This window comes from Xenorhabdus thailandensis (assembly GCF_037996785.1).
GTDB lineage: Bacteria > Pseudomonadota > Gammaproteobacteria > Enterobacterales > Enterobacteriaceae > Xenorhabdus > Xenorhabdus griffiniae.
The window spans coordinates 545,052-562,866 of the sequence record NZ_JBBMXF010000012.1 but is presented as its reverse complement, the minus strand read 5'-3'; the positions used below and the strand labels follow the sequence as shown (position 1 = coordinate 562,866).

20 protein-coding genes are annotated in these 17,815 nt (G+C 35.5%); 16 read left to right on the top strand and 4 right to left on the bottom strand.

The window, feature by feature from the left end:
- Positions 1–256: 256 nt before the first annotated feature.
- Positions 257–1,441 (bottom strand): YbfB/YjiJ family MFS transporter, encoded by a 1,185-nt coding sequence (locus AAC853_RS12825; protein WP_340614779.1) that lies wholly within the window; start codon positions 1,439–1,441, stop codon positions 257–259.
- A gap of 209 nt (positions 1,442–1,650) precedes the next feature.
- Between AAC853_RS12825 and moeA the strand changes: the two genes are divergently transcribed.
- Together moeA and moeB are read left to right on the top strand one after the other, a co-directional pair.
- Positions 1,651–2,901 (top strand): molybdopterin molybdotransferase MoeA, encoded by a 1,251-nt coding sequence (moeA, locus tag AAC853_RS12820; protein ID WP_340614778.1) that lies wholly within the window; start codon positions 1,651–1,653, stop codon positions 2,899–2,901.
- Positions 2,902–3,013: 112 nt separating this feature from the next.
- A complete protein-coding gene (gene moeB, locus AAC853_RS12815; protein ID WP_340614777.1) occupies positions 3,014–3,769 on the top strand; it encodes a molybdopterin-synthase adenylyltransferase MoeB in 756 nt (251 codons plus the stop codon).
- A 69-nt stretch (positions 3,770–3,838) separates the two neighbouring features.
- Here moeB and AAC853_RS12810 read toward each other — a convergent pair whose 3' ends face one another.
- Positions 3,839–5,434: an ABC-F family ATPase gene (locus AAC853_RS12810; protein ID WP_340614776.1), complete on the bottom strand. Its 1,596-nt coding sequence runs from the start codon at positions 5,432–5,434 to the stop codon at positions 3,839–3,841.
- Between the two features lie 265 nt (positions 5,435–5,699).
- Between AAC853_RS12810 and AAC853_RS12805 the strand changes: the two genes are divergently transcribed.
- The gene (locus tag AAC853_RS12805; protein WP_340614775.1) at positions 5,700–6,701 is read left to right on the top strand and encodes a Gfo/Idh/MocA family protein; all 1,002 of its coding nucleotides are present in this window, start codon (positions 5,700–5,702) and stop codon (positions 6,699–6,701) included.
- Between the two features lie 134 nt (positions 6,702–6,835).
- Here AAC853_RS12805 and AAC853_RS12800 read toward each other — a convergent pair whose 3' ends face one another.
- Positions 6,836–7,300: a GNAT family N-acetyltransferase gene (locus tag AAC853_RS12800; RefSeq protein WP_340614774.1), complete on the bottom strand. Its 465-nt coding sequence runs from the start codon at positions 7,298–7,300 to the stop codon at positions 6,836–6,838.
- 190 nt (positions 7,301–7,490) lie between these two features.
- Here AAC853_RS12800 and rhtA point away from each other — a divergent pair, with 190 nt between their 5' ends.
- The 3 genes from rhtA to AAC853_RS12785 all read left to right on the top strand — a co-directional run bounded on the left by rhtA (position 7,491) and on the right by AAC853_RS12785 (position 9,584).
- Positions 7,491–8,381, top strand: a complete 891-nt coding sequence (gene rhtA / locus AAC853_RS12795; protein WP_340614773.1) for a threonine/homoserine exporter RhtA — start codon at positions 7,491–7,493, stop codon at positions 8,379–8,381.
- A 282-nt stretch (positions 8,382–8,663) separates the two neighbouring features.
- A complete protein-coding gene (dps, locus tag AAC853_RS12790) occupies positions 8,664–9,170 on the top strand; it encodes a DNA starvation/stationary phase protection protein Dps (protein WP_340614772.1) in 507 nt (168 codons plus the stop codon).
- A gap of 189 nt (positions 9,171–9,359) precedes the next feature.
- Positions 9,360–9,584, top strand: coding sequence for an alkylphosphonate utilization protein (locus AAC853_RS12785; protein WP_189761427.1), 225 nt, complete (start codon positions 9,360–9,362; stop codon positions 9,582–9,584).
- A gap of 765 nt (positions 9,585–10,349) precedes the next feature.
- On the opposite strand, the gene AAC853_RS17890 is transcribed toward AAC853_RS12785, so the two are convergent.
- Positions 10,350–10,592, bottom strand: coding sequence for a cupin domain-containing protein (locus AAC853_RS17890; protein WP_422824213.1), 243 nt, complete (start codon positions 10,590–10,592; stop codon positions 10,350–10,352).
- A gap of 1,315 nt (positions 10,593–11,907) precedes the next feature.
- On the opposite strand from AAC853_RS17890, the gene AAC853_RS12780 reads away from it, so the two are divergent.
- The 10 genes from AAC853_RS12780 to AAC853_RS17875 all read left to right on the top strand — a co-directional run bounded on the left by AAC853_RS12780 (position 11,908) and on the right by AAC853_RS17875 (position 17,807).
- Positions 11,908–12,261: a hypothetical protein gene (locus AAC853_RS12780; RefSeq protein WP_340614771.1), complete on the top strand. Its 354-nt coding sequence runs from the start codon at positions 11,908–11,910 to the stop codon at positions 12,259–12,261.
- 501 nt (positions 12,262–12,762) lie between these two features.
- Positions 12,763–13,596 carry an MbnB/TglH/ChrH family RiPP precursor modification enzyme gene (locus AAC853_RS12775; RefSeq protein ID WP_340614770.1) on the top strand — a complete coding sequence of 278 codons (834 nt, stop codon included), beginning with the start codon at positions 12,763–12,765 and terminating at the stop codon, positions 13,594–13,596.
- Between the two features lie 226 nt (positions 13,597–13,822).
- Entirely contained in the window at positions 13,823–13,990 is a 168-nt protein-coding gene (locus tag AAC853_RS17885; RefSeq protein ID WP_422824221.1) for a glycosyltransferase, read from the top strand.
- A gap of 315 nt (positions 13,991–14,305) precedes the next feature.
- Complete coding sequence (locus AAC853_RS12770; RefSeq protein WP_340614769.1) at positions 14,306–14,614, top strand: hypothetical protein; 309 nt, start codon at positions 14,306–14,308, stop codon at positions 14,612–14,614.
- Positions 14,586–14,798, top strand: a complete 213-nt coding sequence (locus tag AAC853_RS17880; protein ID WP_422824220.1) for a phytanoyl-CoA dioxygenase family protein — start codon at positions 14,586–14,588, stop codon at positions 14,796–14,798. The genes AAC853_RS12770 and AAC853_RS17880 overlap by 29 nt, the downstream gene beginning before the upstream one ends.
- On the top strand, positions 14,795–15,070 hold the full coding sequence (locus AAC853_RS12765) for a phytanoyl-CoA dioxygenase family protein (RefSeq protein ID WP_340614768.1): 276 nt from the start codon (positions 14,795–14,797) through the stop codon (positions 15,068–15,070). Before AAC853_RS17880 ends, AAC853_RS12765 begins: the two co-directional genes overlap by 4 nt.
- A gap of 30 nt (positions 15,071–15,100) precedes the next feature.
- Positions 15,101–16,126 (top strand): pyridoxal phosphate-dependent aminotransferase, encoded by a 1,026-nt coding sequence (locus AAC853_RS12760; RefSeq protein ID WP_340614767.1) that lies wholly within the window; start codon positions 15,101–15,103, stop codon positions 16,124–16,126.
- Between the two features lie 61 nt (positions 16,127–16,187).
- Positions 16,188–16,973, top strand: coding sequence for a hypothetical protein (locus AAC853_RS12755; protein ID WP_340614766.1), 786 nt, complete (start codon positions 16,188–16,190; stop codon positions 16,971–16,973).
- 37 nt (positions 16,974–17,010) lie between these two features.
- The gene (locus AAC853_RS12750) at positions 17,011–17,610 is read left to right on the top strand and encodes a TauD/TfdA family dioxygenase (protein ID WP_340614765.1); all 600 of its coding nucleotides are present in this window, start codon (positions 17,011–17,013) and stop codon (positions 17,608–17,610) included.
- Positions 17,550–17,807, top strand: a complete 258-nt coding sequence (locus AAC853_RS17875) for a TauD/TfdA family dioxygenase (protein ID WP_422824219.1) — start codon at positions 17,550–17,552, stop codon at positions 17,805–17,807. Before AAC853_RS12750 ends, AAC853_RS17875 begins: the two co-directional genes overlap by 61 nt.
- Positions 17,808–17,815 lie beyond the last annotated feature (8 nt).

Genomic DNA, 17,815 nt, shown 5'->3' with positions numbered 1-17,815 from the left:
TTGACGGGAAATCGGGGCGCTTATTTTACGCAGATATCAGCGAATGTAATACTAGGCAATATCTATTTTATTTATCTCGTGCTACGCATACACGCATTAAACTTCAAGCTGCAATTTACAACACGATATGAAACCTGATTTCTCCCTGCTTTGCGGGGAGAAATCACATGCATCTTGAAGAGAGATTGGTATATATCGCATACGCGAGCACGTGAATAGGCGCATAACTATACCTGTACATCATCAATGCACCAAATCAGGATGGCTCATGATGCGTATTGGTGCGATAAAATACCAGTATCCCAGCAATGAGCAACCCAATAAATGCGATATACAAAGCAGGTTCCAGTTTGCCTGTCAGCCATGTCGAAATAGCGGATAACATTGGCCCGACCAATTGCCCCAGCGCATAGCCCGTGGTCAGCAATCCCGCCATATAACGGGCATGATTGGGTGCCAATTCACGGCCATACTGCAAAGCAAGCTGTACTACACACATAAATCCACCGCCTATCAGCAATGCCCCAATCATCAAACCACCAATGCCCGGCAACATTTCTGCAATCAGGATGCCTAGCGCCTGAAGCCATAACGTCACCGCCAGACGGATTTGGGATGTTGATACATTACGCAACAAAATTCCTAACATGATGCCAATGACCGAAGCACCGCCAAATATTGGCCAGACAAACTGGGCAAACAAGCTATCAGGAAAACGCACTGTCGCCATTTGGGAAAGAAACGTCGCAGGCAAAATATAGCCAAATCCCGCCAGGCTATAACACCACACCAATCGCTTGATTTCCGGTGTCAAGCTCAGTGTCTGGATTGCCGTCTGCGGACGGTGCAATTCACCGCTGCGGGGCAGATAACGACTGACATAAATACTGAATAACAGCGCCAGGATGCCATATAACATCCACGCACTGGCTGCATTCATCTTCCAAGACTGGAGCCCTATTGCTACCATGCCACTAATAAATATTCCCACCCCGGTTCCTGAGAAAACGGCTGCACTCAACCCCGGACGATTCAATTTTGCCAATTCATCATTCGTCCATGCGGCAACCAATACCAACGTCCAACCACTGGCCCAGCCAATAAAAAAGCGGGCAATACTGTGTAATATCGGTCCATCCAACAATGCGGAAAGTAAGGTGATAATGACAGATCCCCACAAACCGCTCCACAAACGGTATTCTACAAAACGTTGCGCCCGCATGGCATCATAAGAACCCGCCAGATAGCCGAGGTAATTGAATGCTGCGACTATCCCCGCACTCGTTAATGTAAGTTGTGACTCAGCGATCATCAATGGAACTTGTGGGGTAAAAGTGAAGCGCCCTATTCCCATTGCAACAACCAAAGCGAGGAAACCACTTAATGCAATCTGAAAAGCTTGATAGTTACGATTAAGAGACGTGACAGTTTGATTTTTCATAGTGATTAAATAGTAATGAAATTAATTGATTTGGAGGGTATCATCCAGTTATAACAAATCATGAATATAATATACATCTTTTCTTAACAACCCTCTCCCTGTGGCAATCACCATTGCCTGTCATTCCCCAACAATGCAATCTTTGCCATAATGCATCCCATACAAGAATAAACAGTTGCCCGCCATTTGCGGCGTATAGGGAGTTTCTTATGGATCACTGTCATACCTCAGATCTAATCTCACTTGAGCAAGCACTAGAAACATTACTGACACACACTGTTCCCCTCACCGCTACCCCCCTGATCACGACAGAAACCATTAACCTGACCGAATCTGCGAACCGAATTACTGCCACTGATATCATTTCCCCGATCAACGTACCCTCGTTTGATAACTCAGCAATGGACGGTTATGCCATTCGCCTGGCAGATCTGCACAAAAACCACATCTTACCAGTGGCAGGTAAGGCACTGGCTGGTATGCCGTTTCAGCAAGAATGGCCGAACGGCAGTTGCATCCGCATTATGACCGGCGCTCCCATTCCTCCTGGCACTGATGCTGTTGTGATGCAAGAACAAACGGAGGTGACCGAAACAGGTATTCGCTTCACCCATCCGGTAAAACCGGGTCAGAATATTCGCACCATTGGGGAAGATATCAGCCAAAATGCGGTGGTATTGCCAAAAGGGGTCAAACTCTCCACAGCACAATTACCGCTGATTGCTTCGCTAGGTATTGCAACGGTTGATGTGGTCCGCAAACTGAAAGTTGCCATTTTTTCTACCGGTGACGAGTTACAAACCATCGGTGAACCCTTACAGACAGGCCAAATTTACGATACCAACCGATTTGCTATTCGCCTGATGCTGGAAAAACTGGATTGTGAAATTATCGATCTTGGCGTAATCCGCGATGAGCCTGATACATTGCGCCAGGCCTTTATTGAAGCAGATAAACAAGCGGATTTAGTGATCAGCAGTGGTGGCGTTTCTGTTGGTGAAGCAGATTACACCAGACAGATTTTAGACGAAGCAGGAAAAATTAATTTTTGGAAACTCGCCATCAAACCGGGAAAACCTTTCGCCTTTGGAAAATTGGAAAATGCCTGGTTCTGCGGCCTGCCAGGTAACCCTGTGTCTGCCGTACTCACGTTCTACCAATTGGTACAACCGTTGATTGCCCATCTATCAGGTTTTACTACATGGCAACCACCTATGCGCCTCACGGCCAGGACGACAGCACCCTTGAAAAAATCCCCTGGCAGACTGGATTTCCAACGTGGTATTGCTTCACTTAATGAACAGGGTGAATTAGAAGTACAAACTACAGGGCATCAAGGCTCCCATATCTTTAGTTCATATAACCTCGGCAACTGTTTTATTGTGCTGGAACGGGAACGTGGGCATGTTGCTGCTGGTGAAACGGTACAAATCGAGTTTTTTAACTATTTATTGAAATAACCAGTAATTGAAAAACTAATATACCAATCTAACTTCAAGATGCGTGTGATTTCATAGAGTGTTGCAAATGCAACTTGAAGTTCAATGCGTATAATTAAGAAGATAATGAAACATGGCAGTCGAACTTACTGATGAAGAAACGTTGCGTTATAACCGACAAATTATCTTACGTGGTTTCGGTTTCGACGGGCAGGAAACCTTAAAATCAACCAAGGTGTTGATAGTGGGAGCTGGAGGGCTGGGTTGCGCTGCTTCCCAATATCTTGCAGCGGCAGGTATTGGAACAATCACCCTGCTGGATTTTGACACGGTTTCCCTTTCCAATTTGCAACGGCAGATCCTCCACCGCGATGAGCGTATTGGTATGGCAAAAGTGCATTCCGCGGCGCTGACCCTGCGGGAGATCAATCCACATATCACCATCAATCCCATTGAAGGGCTATTGGATGATCCGGCGTTAGATGAGTTAATCAGCCAACATAAAATTGTACTCGACTGTACAGATAACGTTGCCATTCGTGAACAACTCAATCGTCTGTGTTATGGCCGTAAAATAACATTGGTTTCAGGTGCTGCGATCCGCATGGAAGGCCAGCTTTCCGTCTTTACTTACCAACCGGAAACCCCCTGTTACCGTTGCCTGAGTCGTTTGTTTGGCGAAAACAGCCTGACTTGTGTTGAAGCAGGTGTTATGGCGCCATTGGTAGGAACTATCGGCTCATTGCAGGCAATGGAAACAATTAAGCTACTGACCCAATACGGGCAAACCTGTCACGGCAAAGTATTACTTTTTGATGCAATGACAATGCAATTTCGCCAAATAGCGTTGCGGCAAGATCCTTTATGTGAAGTTTGCCGGTCGCAATGAATATGTTGTTTCTGATAAAGAAACATCCAGCCCAATTGAGCAGGATGTTTCTCTGTTAATATCAAAGGCTTATTCGCCAATACCTTGACTTCTCAGATACTCATCATAAGTACCTTTAAAATCAATAACCTTGTCAGATTTAATTTCCAAAACACGGCTAGCCAGTGAACTCACAAAGGCACGGTCATGGGAGACGAAAATCAGCGTTCCCTGGTAGAGTTCCAGCGCAAGGTTCAAAGATTCGATAGATTCCATATCCAGGTGGTTAGTCGGTTCATCCATAACCAGAATGTTTGGCTTGTGCATCATCAGCTTGCCAAACAGCATCCGGCCTTGCTCACCACCGGAAAGCACACCCACTTTCTTTTTGATATCATCCTGCCCAAACAACAAGCGACCAAGAATACTGCGTACTGCCTGTTCATCATCGCCTTCGCGCTTCCATTGGCTCATCCACTCAAACACCGTCATATCACAGTTAAAATCACTGGCATGATCCTGCGCATAATAACCAATCGTGCTATTTTCAGACCATTTAATGGTGCCGCTATTTGGCGTTTCCTCACCAATCAGCGTCTTCAGAAGAGTCGTTTTACCAATACCGTTTTCACCGATTACCGCCATCTTTTCGCCGACTTCCATCAGCAAATTTAGATTTTTAAACAGGGGTTCGTTATCGTATCCCTTGGTTAATCCCTCCAATTCCAGCGCATTACGGAACAGTTTCTTCTCTTGCTCAAAGCGGATATAAGGATTCTGACGGCTGGAAGCCTTTACCTCTTCCAACTGGATCTTGTCAATTTGGCGGGCACGGGAAGTTGCCTGTTTAGACTTAGAAGCATTAGCACTAAAACGGCTAACGAACGCCTGCAAGTCAGCAATCTGTGCCTTTTTCTTGGCATTATCGGCCAACAGACGTTCACGCGCTTGCGTTGCGGCAATCATGTACTCATCATAGTTGCCAGGGAACAGACGCAGTTCGCCATAATCCAGATCGGCCATATGTGTACATACCGTATTCAGGAAATGGCGGTCATGGGAAATAATGATCATGGTGCTGTTACGTTCGTTGAGCACTTGCTCCAACCAACGGATAGTATCGATATCCAGGTTGTTGGTTGGCTCATCGAGCAGCAGAACGTCAGGATCGGAAAACAAGGCTTGTGCCAGCAATACACGCAATTTCCAGCCCGGTGCTACTGCACTCATCAAGCCATAATGCTGCTCAACGGGAATACCGACACCCAGCAACAATTCGCCAGCACGCGCTTCTGCACTGTAACCATCCATCTCACCATAAGCGACTTCCAGATCCGCGACACGATAACCATCTTCTTCGCTCATTTCTGCCATCGCATAAATGCGGTCACGCTCCTGTTTGACTTCCCACAGTTCCTGGTGCCCCATGATGACGGTATCCAACACGGTATATTCTTCGAAAGCAAACTGATCCTGGCGCAACTTACCCATACGCTCGTTAGGATCAAGGCTGACATTACCGGAAGTTGGGGTTAAATCTCTGCCCAGGATTTTCATGAAAGTAGATTTACCTGCCCCATTCGCCCCAATCAAACCATAGCGGTTACCGTTACCGAATTTGACAGAAATATTTTCAAACAGTGGCTTACTGCCAAACTGCATAGTGATGTTGTTTGTACTTAACACAACTGTTGCTCTTATAAGTGAATAAAAGGGAGATGATAAAACCGATAGCCGCGCATTATGCCACAACAGAAGAAAAGTATCGCCAGAATGCGTTACCCACCTTCAAAATCAGGGCAGCACTTCAAATAACACACTAAATATTAATCATTTTTCCATAAAATAAACTAATCTATTGGACAGAGAAATATAGAATAGAAAACGGTACTGTTATAAACTTTCCGCTATCATTTTACAAATCAATAAATTGATATATCGGAAAAACACAATGCAAAAAGTAAGATGGGGTATTATAGGTTGTGGTGATGTAACAGAAGTAAAAAGTGGCCCAGCTTTTTATAAATTGGAGAATTCAGAATTAGTCGCCGTCATGCGTCGCAATGCGGATTTAGCCAAAGATTTTGCTGAACGACATAATATCCGAAAATGGTATTCGGATGCCGAATCTTTGATTAATGATCCGGAAGTTGATGCTGTTTATATTGCTACCCCACCTTCTACCCACAAAAAATATACTATTTTAGCAGCACAAGCGGGCAAAAGTGTTTATGTCGAAAAACCCATGGCATTAACCTTTGAAGAATGCAACGAAATGATTGCTATCTGCCGATTTCAAAAAGTTCCCTTGTTCGTCGCTTATTACCGCAGAGCATTACCAAGGTTTATTAAAATAAAAGAATTAATTGATTCTGGCGCAATTGGTACACCACGGATAGTCAATTGTATGCAATTTAGGGAAATGGCCTCTATCTATCAAGATCCCGATAATTTACCCTGGTTTGTACAACCAGAAATATCTGGTGGTGGCTTATTTGTTGATTTAGCGTGCCATACACTGGATATATTGGATTTTCTGCTAGGAAAAATTATCTCAGTCAAAGGACATGCCAACTCACAGGCAAAAGCCTATCCCGCCGAAGACTGTGTTTCCATGTCATTTATGTTCGAAAATCATGTTCAGGGAGTTGGCATTTGGAATTTTGTCGCCAGTTCTCGTGAGGATAAAGTCGAAATTATCGGTACAAAAGGCAAAATCGTTTTTGCCACATTTGGTGATTCTCCCATTTCACACTATGACGAAAATAATCAACTACACCAATATCATTTCGAAAATCCAAAACATATCCAAATGCCATTCATTCAGACAATGATTAATAACATACAAGGAAATGGCAATTGTCTATCCACGGGTGAATCTGCCGCCCGCACCAGTTGGGTTATGGATGAAGTATTAAAAGAATATCGGACTGCTGCAAATATTATTTCCTAACTGGCTTAATGTTACTGTTTATACCAATCTAACTTCAAGATGCGTGTGATTTCTTCCCGCGAAGCGGGAAGAAATCAGGTTTCATATCGTGTTGTAAATTGCAACTTGAAGTTTAATGCGTATATTATTTCTGTTCACAAAATAATTGCCATCGTCCTGCTGACCTCTTGATACCCTTCTCTGATATAAAAGCGTATCGCATCAACATTCTGGGATAATACACTCAGCTCAAGATGTGAATAATGGTTTTCTTGCGCCCACTTTTTCATACCAGCCAGTAACTTCTGACCAACACCAAGATTTCTGGCATCCTGGCTTACCATTAAGTCAAAAACATAACCATAAGTTCTCGGAACCAGACAATTGAAAGGAGGTGTTCTTTGCTCCTGGGCAATAGCAAAACCTTTAATATTGCCATTCCCATCTTCCGCAATCAGTAAATGAAACTTATCGTTATTGATATTGGAAACAATAAAATCTCTGTCTTGTTCAGCTGCCTGCATTCTATCCGGCTGCAACGCCGCCATTTCACTAAACAATATGCTATAAAGAGATAAAATAGCTTCAATATCCCGCATAGTAGCCGTTCTTATTATCATCAGTTTTTCTCGATCACTTTCAGTTAGTATAAATTTCAACCAACAGGATAATGTAATTATTAAAATGGTCAAGCATCAGGGGAGCATCGTCTGCTAACAAGCATACAACTGATAATACTGTTGAGTTATATCTGTTTCACTGCGAAGATGGCTTCCTTAAATAACACGTTGTAACTGAGGTTTCTTTAAAATGGCTCTTTCCAAGCATCGGGCAGCGTCTTTTTCACTGCTTCCTGTGATTTTATTGTTATTGTCAATGACATCAATTCAAGCCGGGGCTTCTCTGGCTAAAACAATATTTCCTGTCATTGGCGCGCCCGGTGTCACAGCCCTGAGACTTGCATTAGGCACAATTATTCTATTTCTGATTTTCAAACCATGGCGGTTAAAGTTTCAGCGTTCTTCACTGCTCCCGCTTTTCGCCTACGGCATTTCTTTAGGGGCGATGAACTACCTGTTTTATATGTCCTTATCCCGAATTCCGCTCGGCATTGCCGTTGCACTTGAGTTTACCGGACCTTTAGCGGTAGCCATGTTTTCTTCCCGCCGTCCTCTGGATTTTCTCTGGATTGCCTTGGTCATTGCTGGATTAAGCTTCCTGCTGCCAATCGGAAATAGCGTCAATACACTCGATCCTATCGGTATTTTGTATGCACTGGGAGCCGGTGTTTTTTGGGCGCTCTATATTATCTTTGGTCAACGTGCTGGAGCGGGCTATGGTGCCGCGACAGTGTCTATCGGCTCACTTATTGCAGCCTTTATCTTCTTCCCAATCGGATTAATACAGACAGGTCCTGAACTCCTGTTCGATGCTTCTCTACTACCGATTGCCCTGGGGATCGCCATTTTATCCACCGCGTTTCCTTACACTCTGGAGATGATTGCCCTTACTCGCCTGCCAGCCAAAACATTCGGGACATTAATGAGCCTTGAACCTGCTTTGGGCGCATTATCAGGCATCATTTTCCTTAATGAGCATTTGGCAATGTCTCAATGGATTGCCCTTTTCTGTATTATTTGTGCTTCCATAGGCTCCACTTCAACCATTAAGAGAAAAACTAAAATAGAAAAAGTAGAATAACGACTTTAAAAATATATCCCCATCTAACTTCAAGATGCGTGTAATTTCATATCGTGTTGTAAATTGCAACTTGAAGTTTAATGCGTATAAAGATAATTCATTGAAACCGGAGAAATATTTACTCTCCGGTTTTTTTATTTTCACAAATTATCAAAGTGTTACCGACCACCATAATAACTATCAATTCAATAGAAGTAATCAATATGACTTCCGGCAAATGATCAACTAAATTTATTCTATCTAATGAGATAACTCATTACCCAGAATTAAGGGAGCATTATTATGAATACCGCGAAATTACTCAAAACCAAACCTTCTGGCCTGATTTATACCCGAAATAATCTTGATGAAGGCATTAAACAAAGAACGATTACGACCTTAAATCACATGGTGAGCCAATTTATTGACCTATCCATGCTGACCAAACAGGCTCACTGGAATATGCGTGGCCGCAATTTTATTGCCATTCATGAAATGTTGGATGATTTTCGTAATTCCATCACAGAACACCTTGATATATTTGCAGAACGAGCAGTTCAATTAGGTGGAACCGCGTTAGGTACTGTTCAGGAAGTGCATAAACGTACAATCCTGAAAAGCTATCCAACGGATATTCATGAAGTACAGGATCATCTAAGGGCACTGGCAGATCGCTATGCTGTCGTTGCTAATGATATCCGTCAGGCAATCATTGATGCAGAAGATGAAGACACTGCGGATATGTTTACTGCGGCATCCCGTGACCTTGACAAATTTTTATGGTTTATCGAAGCAAACATTGAGCAATAAAATAAAAATATTATTCTTTATTAACTTCAGGCCACATCCGTGGCCTTTTTTACATCAATGTCCATGATTGATAGAAAAAGCCTTAAAAAAAGAAGCTATACCCTTAAAAATCTCACAAACCTTTAAAAAAATCATTTTTCTCTCTATAATCCTTGTTTGATTCAAAATTAAACATGAGGATCCTATAAGATGGATATCGAAGTCAAAGATTCTAACGGCGCATTACTCAATGACGGTGACTCAGTTCAGGTTATCAAAGACCTGAAAGTTAAAGGCACTTCCAAGACACTGAAACGCGGTACACTGATCAAAAACATCCGCCTGACTCACCGCGAAGACGAAATTGAATGTAATGCCGATAAAATTAAGGGATTAGTCTTAAAAACCTGCTTCCTGAAAAAAGTAGATAAATAACAGTTACAACCCTATTTTTACTTAAAGGATAAATAATATTAATTTTTATATTATTTATCCTTTTTATTAATAGAATTAAAAATTGAATAAGATTGATTATATGCAGTCAGACAACTGACGGCTATCCTTGCCAATTCAGCTTTACCACAAAAAACAGCAATACCCATTGTAAAATCAAGCCATTGAATATTCCATTCACAAACCCAGCCCAGAAAAACACCAAATAGGTTGGAATTTCAGATAAGAAAATTTATTATAAATATGTTTTTGTTCTGATATAGAGCAAAGATATTGATAATATTAAAATTGATATAGAGGTTACAAGATGAAAACTTCACTGACTCTATGCACAGCTATTTTGCTATTAGCCTCATGGAATACATTTGCAACAGAAGTACAATTGAATAATAAATCTGAACAATGCAAAGAAGTCGCACGTATCAGATGCGCCAAACATATTAAACATCCTAAAAAATATCAATTTTGCCTTAAAGAGATATATAGCATATGTATGCACCAATAGATACGATATAACTTCAGCTTTGTTGAACAATGATTTCAAGAGGTTGTAAGTTCAAGCCCGGATGTTTGGACATATCCCCGTCATTATTAGGGTACTGATATCTTCAATAGTGACGGGTATTACAAATTCCTGCGCCAACTTGTAGGTGGTAGGAGCAGGGGGAGCTAATCAGTCGTCTCCACCTCGAATTACGTGTAACACATATTATCTGAATTCACGACCTGACAATTTTTATTAATAATCTATTGGCCTGAATTCGCGACTATATACTTGGTTAATTCCTTGGATGAAGGCTTACTTTCTTCCCCTTTAGGTACCACAAAAAACTCATCTTGCTTTATTATTACGTGATCATTTTTAAAATCTATACGAAGTTCACCTTCAATAACCATAAACACTTTGTCTTCATCTTCATGTGTATGCCATATAAAATCTCCCTCAGCGAGCAATATGATTATCTTATATTCGTTTGTTCGAGCTATCACCTTAGGTGATCAGATTTCTTCTATTAAATCAAATTCTTGTTTTAAGTTATTAACTTTTCTCAATGCGGCAATATGGTTCATATTATATCTCTTTCCTTTATATGGTTTGCTTGATTAGAGGCCAGAAACAACATGACTTTGGCTATTTCGTCGGGCTATGCGATTTTCCCGAGTGTAATACCGAGCTCATAGCAACGTGTGCGCAGAGTAACCAACCCAAATTTTGGGTAAAAAATCGACGAGAAGCCTGTTCCTGGAGCAAAGTTTTGGTACACACCAAACAGCTCAGGGGAGGAACGGGCCATGGACAACTTAGTTGAAATCTCCTGTAATGTCGATGATTTTTATCGTTTTTTTATCCCACAGTAGGCGCAATTTTGTCTTGATAATGGATACCGTCTGCGCCACAGGCAAGGTCAGGAATGGTAGCACTTAAAAAGTATCGGTGTGGTAATTGGTTATCAAATTAATAAGAAAGGAAAAGAACCACAAATACACAGGGTACTTGACGTTTCCATGCGTGAAGATAATTGTGTCATTCGGCTGAAATATTAGCCTGTATGCGGCACTTGAGTCTGAGTATGCTACATGTAGAAACAACCAAAAAAGCCAGCATTCGTCAAAAACGACGGATTGCGAGCATAGATATTAACTAATTAGATAGGGTATTAGCAGCAGGATTCAATGCTTAGAGTAATAAATAAGCATTCATGCTATCACTCTGTATATTTCATAAGCACAATAAATAATATTATATTTCCCGCAAAGGTGACATGTTATTACTAACAATTATATTATTTGGATTTTTTATTATTTTAGAAAAAAACATTTCAACAAAATTATACTTTCATTATTTTCAAACACTTATGTTATGAACAATGTAATTTTATTTACCATAAACTATGATAATATTTTCACAGATAAGCGAAATACCATCTACCTTTTCAAAAAAATATTTTCGAAACAAAAACATAAAAAACCCCAAAAAATTAGTTATTACATATCAATATACATTTAAATTATTTTTGATATAGATCCCATTTTTATCAATAGTAAAAAAAACCCCATTGACTTAAGAACAGTCAAAGTTAAACTAAATTTAGTTAGCTAACTATATAAAATGATATATTCACGTAAAGATAGATAATAAATAGGAGTTTGATAATGGAAATTGAATTTATTGAAGAATCCGAATCATCTATTGAAGTTCTTTGCAACAGCGTCGGTTGCCCATGACTAAAATACTTCCCCCTATCCAATTAGGGGGAAGTATTCAAAAGATTATAAACATTATTTTAAAAGGATTAAATTAACTATGAACATGAAAGAAATAAATATTTATCTATCTAAATTGATATCAAACCCTAAATATTCAATAAAGATGTATGAAAACCCAAACAAGTTTATGAAAATCAATCAAATATCACAAGAAAATAAAGACATATTAGTTAACTTTTTTAGAAAAAATGGAGATAAATTTTTCAAGTCATCAATTTTACAAAAAACCAAAAGAATGGAAGGTCTAATAATGGCTTTGCCTTATTTATATAAATATCTCACCAAAGAGCTATTTGAATATGAATTTGAAAAATATTTGCTGAGTCTAGATTTTGATAATGAAGTGAAAAAAAATCCGATTATCGAATCCATTTTTTTTGTGAACATATAATAAATAAAACAAAAAATAAAATTTTAAAAAACATTGCTATATATGAAAAAGAAAAAAATAGTTTAATCATCAATCTACAACAAAATAACCTTTTAAATCCAAGCACAGAAGAAAATTTAAAATACAATATCGATGATATTGATCTTGAGAAACTTTTTATATCTTCCAATTCAACAATAAGGATAAAGAAATTCAATATAGATATAATATCCGTACTATCACTAATTGATAAAAACTCCCTCAAAAACACTATAAAAAAAATTCCAGATAAAAATAAATTAAATATTCTTTTTTACAAAAAAAACAAATCAAGAAAAATCATTTCATTATCAATTGGAGATGTAATTAATTATATAATTTTTTTATGCCAAAAAATTATATCTGCTTCTGAATTATACCAAGAAATTAACAAATTATATAATATAGATAAGGAATACTTTATAGCCACTCTTAAAGCCCTTAAATCTAATAATATAATATCGTTTAGTAGAGGTATAATTCATGAGTAAATATGAAAAATTTGGTGTTGGTGTTGGTGTTAATTATAAATCATCATTTTCAAACGAAATCCTAAAAAACATTGGAAATATTGATATATTGGAAATACATTCAGAAAAATTTTTTTTAGATGAAGAAGATTGTTATCTAGATAAATGCTGCAAAGAAATCCCTATTGTTTTTCATGGCCTCGACATGTCATTAGGAAGCGATGAAGATTTAGACAATAACTATCTTAAAAAATTAAAAAAAATCATCACAGATAAAGAACCTAAATGGTATAGTGATCACCTATCTGCCACACGACATGGGCATATAGAAGTTGGTCATTTAATGCCCATACAATTTTCAATTGAGAATTATTGTAAAATAACAGATAAAATCAAAAAAATAAGATCAGAGGTAAACGAAAATTTCATTATTGAAAACATTACATATTATTATGAAATGCCAGGTTCTGATATGTCAGAGATAGATTTCATAAGCAATATAATCAGAGATAGTGATTGTGGTATGCTATTAGATATTAATAACTTATACATTAATTCAATGAATCATAATTTTGATCCAAAGGATTTTTTACTTAAATTACCTCTAGATCATATAGTTGAAATACACCTAGCAGGTGGAGCTTACAAATTCGATATGATTGTAGACACTCATGCAAACAATATATGGAAAGAGGTGTGGGAATTATATGAGTTTGCCCTTTCAAAGACAGATATTTATGGTGTAATCATTGAAAGAGATTCTAATATCAATGACTATACAACTATTATTGATGAAATAAATATTGCACGTGAAATTTATGAAAGAGCATATGGGAAATATAAATAATATGCTAATACAACATTGTGATTTAAAAACTGCATCGATGGCAAGCATACCGGAAAGGAAGTATAATTTATTTCTTTCTGTACATTCAATATATCCACAGGTTGATGAATTAAATGTATATCTAAATGGCTATAAAGAAACCTGAATTCTTAAAAAGAGAGAAAATAAATATATATGAGGGTCTCAACTTGGAGATTTTGGGAATGCATCTAAATTTTATCCATTAATAAATAAAACAGGATATTTATTCACATTAGATGATGATTTAATATACCCACCAGACTATATAGAAAAGCTCATAGAAAAAATAGAAAAATATGAAAGAAATGTTTTTATATGTGTTCATGGCAATATCATTGATAGAATTCAATTTTTTCATATTATAAAAATATAAAAAAGGAATACATTTTAATAAATCACTAAATCATGATATTATCGTTAATATTACAGGAACTGGAACTCTAGCTTACCAACTAACTCTTATCTCTTTATTCTTTCTCAATGTCATCATTTCCAATAAAAAATATGTCTGACATATGGGTGGCTGTTGTTGCAAAAAAGGAAAAAATAGCGATTATTTCCATTGATAGGAAAGATGACTGGGTATGCACTTCGATAAAATATAATGACTTACATTCTATATAAAAATAATAGAAAAACTAGACAAAAAAATATGTGACATAATAAAAAAAGAGGAGTTATATGAAATATGAATAACCAATATAAAGACTTATATAAAAAGGGATATATTCTGATAAAAGATTTTCTTAGCGATAAAGAGAAAAAATCACTCAAGATCGATGTTAAATTTCTTTATGATAAGAAAGATGAGCCTGGAAAAATCATGAAATATTATGAATCTAGCATAATTGATGGAAAGACAATCCTGAATAGGATTGAAAATTTCATTGATTATAAAGAAATCGAAGCCATAAACTCTATAGAAAACAAATTATCAGTTCTATTATCAGATATATTAGAAGAGAAGTATATACTATTTAAAGATAAAAATCTTTAAATTAAAAGGAGGAGGAGGATTTAAACCACATCAAGATCATCTTGCATTCACTAAATTTATCAAAAATGAAATTTTTAACATAATGGTACCTATTGATGACATGAGAATAAGTAATGGCTGTTTGTATATTTCAAAAACCCCATTTAAAAAAAGACAATACCTCACCATAAAGGAAACGCATTGAAAAATACATATAAAAAATATAATTGGCTCCCTATTCAAGTAAAATTTGGAGATATATTCATATTTAGTTCATTTCTATTACATATGTCAAAAATCAATTTATCAGAAAGAGAAAGAAGATGTATTTTTTTTACATATAATAATTCACTGGAAGGCGATCTTAGAGATGAATATTTTAAATTTAAAAGGAAATCATTTCCTCCAATTATAGAGAGAAATGATATTGATGATTATTCAAAATGGAAAAATAACCTAGCACTGAAAATCCTTTAGTTCATTGTCATTTTATATGGAATTTTAATTATGTTAAAAGAAAATTTTTTTTATCGCCATGAAACATACGATGAAATACCTGAATTTAAAGAAACTAATGAAAAGTATAATTTAAGTTTAATGGAATTACCATATAAAACAAATTTACATCTTGAAAAAGAAAATGAAAAAATAAAACTTATTAATATAAATAGATACCCAAATTTTGACTGTAATATAATAAAAAATAAATTATGTGAATATCATGGAATTTCTTATAATAAAAATATACTCCTTGGTAATGGCCTTTTAGAAATAATCCAAACTATTTTACTATCATTCTCTACCGACAAAACAACGATAATAATTCCATCTCCTTCATTTTTTATGTTCACACAGCTATCTAAAATCTGCAGAACAAATGTTTATAAAATACCTTTAGATATTAACCTCAATATTGATGTGTCAAAATTCATTGATTCAGCTAAAAAAAATCCAAATCCAATAATCATTATCGACAACCCAAATAATCCAACAGGAGTATTATTTAAAACTGAAGATTTAAAAATAATAGCAAGCTATTGTAAATGTCCTATCATTATAGATGAGGCTTATATTAATTATTCAAAAAGCAATTCAACCTCATTGGAACTTATAACAAATTTTGACAATGTTATTATCCTTAGAAGTTTTTCTAAAATAGGTTTTGCTGGACTTCGCTTTGGGTATTTAATCTCAAATCAAGATATGGTGTCATATATTAATAAATTCTCACTACAATATTCCTTATGTGATATAAAACTTAAGTCAGTATTAGAGATCATAGATAAAAACAAAATAAATAGAGAACACATAGAAAACATAAAAAAATATAGGGACGGAATGATAAATAAACTATCTAATATAGAAAATATTTTCGTTTCAGATAGCCAAGCCAATTTCGTTTTTTTTAGAGGAAATAAAAACAATATAATGAAATTTAATCATGAATTAATTAGGCATGAAATAAAAGCAAATACGTTTCCTTATAATTATTCAGAAATAACAAATAATAGTATTAGATTTTTCTCTTGGTAATAAAAGAGTAAATAATATAATCTACCACCTAATTCTAAAATCTTTTTTATAAGGCATAAAAATGTACTATACTCTTGGATATAATTCTATTGTAGATTCTATAAGTAAGGCAATGAATTCCTGTGATCTTTCATTTTATGATTATAATGAATTTATAAAAAGAAATTCTGTTTTTTCTGATATACCAGATAAAAATACTCTTTTGATAACATCTTATGAAGGAGGCTTTCCATTTTGTTATGACTATCTTATTTCGCTAAAAAATAAATTCTCTAATAATTCACAAAAAATTGAAAAAATGATAAAAGATAATACATTTCACAAATGGTTAAATACTTTATCTAAAAATGCGCAAATATACAGATTAGTGAATAAGGTTATAAAAATGATAGTAATAAACAAACTTTCCTCATATACAAATGGAACTACACAAGATACTATTGGTCTTGCATTTATTGATTTTAAAGATAATTTTAATTATCAAGATTTTTTAGAATTAATTTTTCATCAATTAATACATATGATTCTATTCATTGATGATATAGCAAATTTCCATATGGAGAATGATACTAAACTGATAACAATAGAAGTGGAAGGAGTAAAATCTGTTTTTCATGATAATAAATTCCCTTTATATACGTTATTTCATAGTTATATTGTTGGCATAGAAATACTTATGTTCAGAAAAAATTTTTTTAATGACAATTCATTTTCAAGATATCATGGTTCAACCGATAGAATAATAAAATTATGTAGAATATTTTCAATTGCAATAGAAAAAAACATGTCTTTTTTAGAGACACGTTCAAAATACATTTTTGAAAAATCAAAAAAACTAATAAACTAATAAACTAATAAACTAATAAACTAATAGAGAGAATGAAATGACATATAATAAATCAAATTTACTTAAAGGAATTAAGGAAATAATAAACTCGAAAGAATATAATATAAGAAAAACAAATGAATTAAACTCTATAAAAAAAATAGAAAAAGAAAAAATCACTATAGAAAACAAGGAAGAAATATTTAATAGCATTTATTTTAACGGTGATATATATCTTGTCGAATTTGATATAGAAGAAAAAATAGATGAAATCATTATTCTACTTGAGCGGGTTTTAGGAAAAACTATTAACTATAAAAACAGGAATAATAATAAATACGAAATAATAACTGCCACTGAAAATCCACAATGGTTTTTTGAATCTAATTATTCCCAACCAGTCCATACTGATGAGGGGCATGAAAAAACTCAACCCAATATACTTGCACTTTATTGTAAAACCAACTCTGAATTTGGAGGAGAAAATATATTAGTCAATTCTGAGTCAATTTATAAAATACTTATAAAAAAATATGGTGAAAAGGTGGCTTTATTGTTCCATGATGATTGTATTACTTGCATTAAAAACAATAGTGAATTTACAAAAAATATTTTTTTAAGAATAAAGAAAATATTGGAATATCATTCTCACCATTAATTAATGAATTCAAATGCTCCCAAGAAGTTTATAATATGATTAAAGACATAAATTATTTAATACATCAAAAAGAAAATCAAACCTTCTTTAAATTAAAAGAAAATCAATGTATTATATTTAGCAACCATCTCTATTTACATTCCAGAACATTTTTTCCAAAAAATTCCAAAAGAACACTATATAGAATCTGGTTTTAGGATAAAAA